At 75.7% G+C, this 4,353-nt stretch carries 2 protein-coding genes; both read left to right on the forward strand.

What is annotated here, in order from left to right; all coding sequences use genetic code 11:
• Positions 1-303 precede the first annotated feature (303 nt).
• Positions 304-2,490 carry an acyl-CoA dehydrogenase gene (locus ADL22_RS10500; RefSeq protein ID WP_066976127.1) on the forward strand — a complete coding sequence of 729 codons (2,187 nt, stop codon included), beginning with the start codon at positions 304-306 and terminating at the stop codon, positions 2,488-2,490.
• A 74-nt stretch (positions 2,491-2,564) separates the two neighbouring features.
• Positions 2,565-3,761 carry a lipid-transfer protein gene (locus ADL22_RS10505; RefSeq protein WP_066976130.1) on the forward strand — a complete coding sequence of 399 codons (1,197 nt, stop codon included), beginning with the start codon at positions 2,565-2,567 and terminating at the stop codon, positions 3,759-3,761.
• The last annotated feature ends 592 nt before the right edge of the window (positions 3,762-4,353 follow it).

Below are 4,353 nucleotides of genomic sequence, written 5' to 3' on the forward strand. Positions count from 1 at the left end.
CATACGGCGTTACGTACCGGAAAGGGGAGGTGATAAATCCGCGGGTGGATACGGCCGGATAAGGCCGGATAGGGCGGGCGCGGCGGAATGCGGACGGACGTGAGCGGGAAAGGCGGGCGGGAGGCGGGGAATTCACCGGATCGTTTCCGGGTCGCGGCCGGATCGTTTCCCGGCGGGCGGGCGGGAACGGCCGACGGGCGGGCGGGAACGGCCGGGGTGAGGGGGTGGCGGCCGGGCCGCGGCTCACATCCACCCCTCCTCTGACCTTCCGTCAGATTGGAACGTGTTCTACTCTGCACCGCCATGGGCATCGGAATCACGCAGGACCACCGTGACCTCGCGGAAGCGGCGCGTGGCTGGGCCGCGCGGGCCGTACCGCCCGAAGACGTGCGCAAACTGCTCGACGCCCCGCCCGCGCGGACCGGCCGCCCGGCCTTCTGGGACGGGCTCGCCGCCCAGGGACTGCTCGGCCTGCACCTGCCGGAGGACGCCGGCGGGGGCGGCGGCGATCTGCTCGATCTCGCCGTCGTCCTGGAGGAGTTCGGGCGCGCCGCGCTCCCCGGGCCGTATCTGCCCACCGTTCTCGCCGCCGAACTGCTGCACCGCGGCGGCGCGCCCCGCGACCTCGTACGGGCCCTGGCCACCGGGGAGCGGACCGCCGCCGTCGCCCTCGGCAGCGGCACCCTCACCGCTGTGGACGGCGCCGGCGGCCACGTCCTCGACGGCACCGCGCCGCCCGTCCTGGCCGGCGGGGACGCCGATCTGCTCGTGCTCGCGGCGGAGTCGGCCACCGGGACGGTCTGGCTGGCGGTGGACGCGGACGCGCTGACCGTACGGGTCCAGGACAGCGCCGACCCCACCCGGCCGGTCGCCGAGGTCACCGCCGGCGGCGTCCTCGTCCCCGGGGAACGGCGCCTGGCGCTGGACGGCGCGCTGGTCCGCGACCTCGCCGGGGTGCTGCTCGCCGCCGAGGCGTGCGGAACGGCCGCCTGGGCGGTGCGCACCGCCGCCGCGCACGCCGCCGTACGCGAGCAATTCGGGCGCCCGATCGGGCAGTTCCAGGGCGTCAAACACCTCTGCGCCGAGATGCTCGTCCGCTGCGAACAGGCCCGCGCCCTGGTCTGGGACGCCGCCCGGGCCGCCGGCGAACCGCCCGCGGTCCGCGGCCTGGCCGCCGCGCTGGCCACCGCGACCGCGCTGGACGCCGCCACCGGCTGCGCCAAGGACTGCATCCAGATCCTCGGCGGTATCGGCTTCACCTGGGAGCACGACGCCCACCTCCACCTGCGCCGGGCGGTCACCGCCCGCCAGCTGCTCGGCGGCCCGGACACCCACCGGCTGCGCGCCGCCCGGCACGCCGCGGCCGGCGCCCGCCGCGAGCTGCGGCTCGAACTCCCGGCGGAGGCAGAGGAGTTCAGGGCCCGGGCGCGTGCCGCCGCCGAGCGGGTCCGCGGCCTGGACCCGGCCGCCGCCCGCCGCGCCCTGGCCCCCACCGGCTACGCCGCCCCGCACCTGCCCCCGCCCTACGGCCTGGGCGCCGGCCCCGTCGAACAGCTCGCCATCGCACAGGAGATGGCCGCCGCCGGCGTCCGGATCAGCGATCTGGGCATCGCCACCTGGGTGGTGCCCTCACTCCTCGCGCACGGCACCGCCGCCCAGCAGGAGCGCTACCTCCCGCCCACGCTCCGCGGCGAGCTGCTGTGGTGCCAGCTGTTCTCCGAACCGGAGGCCGGTTCGGACCTGGCGGCGCTGCGCACCCGCGCCGAACCCACCGAGGACGGCGGCTGGCGGATCAACGGCCAGAAGGTGTGGACGTCCGCCGCCCAGTGGGCGCACCACGCCATCCTGCTCGCCCGCACCGCCCCGGACGCGCCCAAGCACCGCGGTCTGACGTTCTTCCTCGTCGACATGGCGGCCCCGGGCATCGACGTCCGCCCGCTGAAGGAGATCACCGGCGACGCGCTCTTCAACGAGGTCTACCTGGACGATGTGCGGCTGCCGGCGGACGCGGTGGTCGGCGCGGTCGGCGACGGCTGGCGGGTGGCCCGCACCACCCTCGGCAACGAACGGGTCCACATGGCCGACCAGCTGACCTTCGACACCGGCCTGGAGGCGCTGCTGGAACGGACCGCCGGGCTGGACGGCGCGGTCCGGGCCCGGGTCGGCGCGCTGGCCGCGGAGGCGCACGCGCTCGGCTGCCTCGGGCTGCGCACCACGCTCCAGCAGGTCGCGGGCCAGGAGCCGGGCGCCGGCGCCAGCGTCCGCAAACTGGTGCAGACCACCCACCAGCAGAAGCTCGCCGACCTGGCGCTGGAGCTGCTCGGCCCGGCCGGCGCGGTCCGCGAGGGCCCCGGCGCCGGCGCCCTGCACGGCTTCCTGATGTCCCGCTGCCTGACCATCGCCGGCGGCACCACCCAGGTCCAGCTGAACGTCATCGCCGAACGCCTCCTCGGCCTGCCCCGCGACCCGGAGCCGCGGCCCGTGCCCTGACCCGCCGGGCGCCGCGTCCGGGGCTCCGTCCCCTACCCCTCCCCTGCTTTTGCCCCCTCTCCCTGGAGGACCGCATGGCCGGTACCGCATACGTCATCGGCGTCGGCATGACCCGCTTCGAGAAGCCGGAAACCCGCGACTGGCAGTACTGGGACATGGCCAAGGAGGCCGGCGAGGCGGCGCTCGCCGACGCCGGCATCGGCTACGACGCGGTCGAGCAGGTGCCGGGCGGCTACTGCCACCAGCCGTCCACCGCCGGCCAGCGCGCCGCCTACGAACTGGGCCTGACCGGCGTCCCCGTCTACAACGTCAACAACAACTGCGCCACCGGTGCCACCGCGCTGATGCTCGCCCGGCAGTTCGTCGCGTCCGGACTCAACGACTGCGTACTGGCGCTGGGCTTCGAGAAGATGAAGCGCGGCGCGCTGGGGGCCGGGGCGGACGGCGGGGACTTCGCCGCGTCGCCGGTCGCCCGGCACTACGGGGTGATGGCCGCGGCCCACGGCTTCGAGCCGACCCCGCCCACCGCCCAGATCTTCGGCAACGCCGCGCGCGAGCACATGGCGCGGTACGGCACGACCGCCGAGCAACTGGCCATGGTCGGCGCCAAGAACCACCGGCATTCGGCGCACAACCCCTACGCGCAGTTCCGGGACGTCTACACCGTCGAGGAGGTGCTCGCCTCCCGGACCGTCCACCGGCCGCTGACCAAGCTCCAGTGCTCGCCGACCTCCGACGGCGCCGCGGCGGCGGTGGTCGCCTCCGAGCGGTTCATCCGCGCGCACGGCCTGGCGGACCGGGCGGTGGAGATCGCCGCGCAGGCCATGACCACCGACACCGAGGAGAGCTTCGCCTCCGGGTCCTGCATCGACGTGGTCGGCGCGCCGATGACGCGTGCCGCGGCCCGGCAGGTCTACGCGGCGAGCGGTCTGGGCATCGAGGACGTCGACGTGATCGAGCTGCACGACTGCTTCTCGGTGAACGAGCTGCTGACGTACGAGGCGCTGGGGATGTGCGCGGCGGGCGAGTCGGGCAAGCTGATCGCCGACGGGGCCACCACGTACGGCGGCCGGTGGGTGGTCAACCCGTCCGGCGGCCTGATCTCCAAGGGCCACCCGCTGGGCGCCACCGGCCTCGCCCAGACCGCCGAACTGGTCTGGCAACTCCGCGGCACCGCCGGCCCCCGCCAGGTCCCCGGCGCCCGCACCGCCCTCGCCCACAACATCGGCCTGGGCGGCGCAGCGGTGGTGACCCTCTTCCGGAGGGGGTGACGGGGCTGGGCCCGGGCCTGCGGGCTCGGATCATCTGGCTGGGGGCTCGGTCCTGTGGGTGGCGCTCGGGCTCCTTCTTCGGGGGCCGCCTTTGGGGGCGGGTCTCCTGTGGCTGGCGCTCGGGCTCCGTCTGCGGGGCCGGGTCCTGTGGTTGGCGCACGGGCTCCGTTTTCGGGGCCGGCTCCTGTGGCTGGGGCTCGGGCTCGCAGCCGGGGGCTCGGGTTCCGTCTTGGGGGCCGGTCCCTGGGGTTGGGGCCTGGGCCCATGGCTGGGGGATCGGGCCTGCCGTGTGGTTGGGGCCTGGCCTGGGGCGGGGGGATCGGGGCCTGCTGCTGGGGGCCTGGCCTCCGTACCTGGGTGGCTCGGCTCCCGTGCTGGGCGCGGCCCGGTCCTCATGGCTGGGTGGCTCGGACCTGCCGGCCGGGGTCGTCCGGTCCCCACCCCTGGGCAGCTTCGCCCCCTGGCCGAGCCGCTCGGCCACTGCCCCTTGATGGCCCAGCCCTCGCCCCTCGGGGACCCGGGCCCGTCCCGTATGGCTCGGCCCCTACGCCCAAGTGCCCCTGGTCCTGCCCCTGCGCGCTCTGGCCCGGGT

It is taken from the genome of Streptomyces sp. NRRL F-4489, assembly GCF_001509485.1.
Lineage (GTDB): Bacteria > Actinomycetota > Actinomycetes > Streptomycetales > Streptomycetaceae > Streptomyces.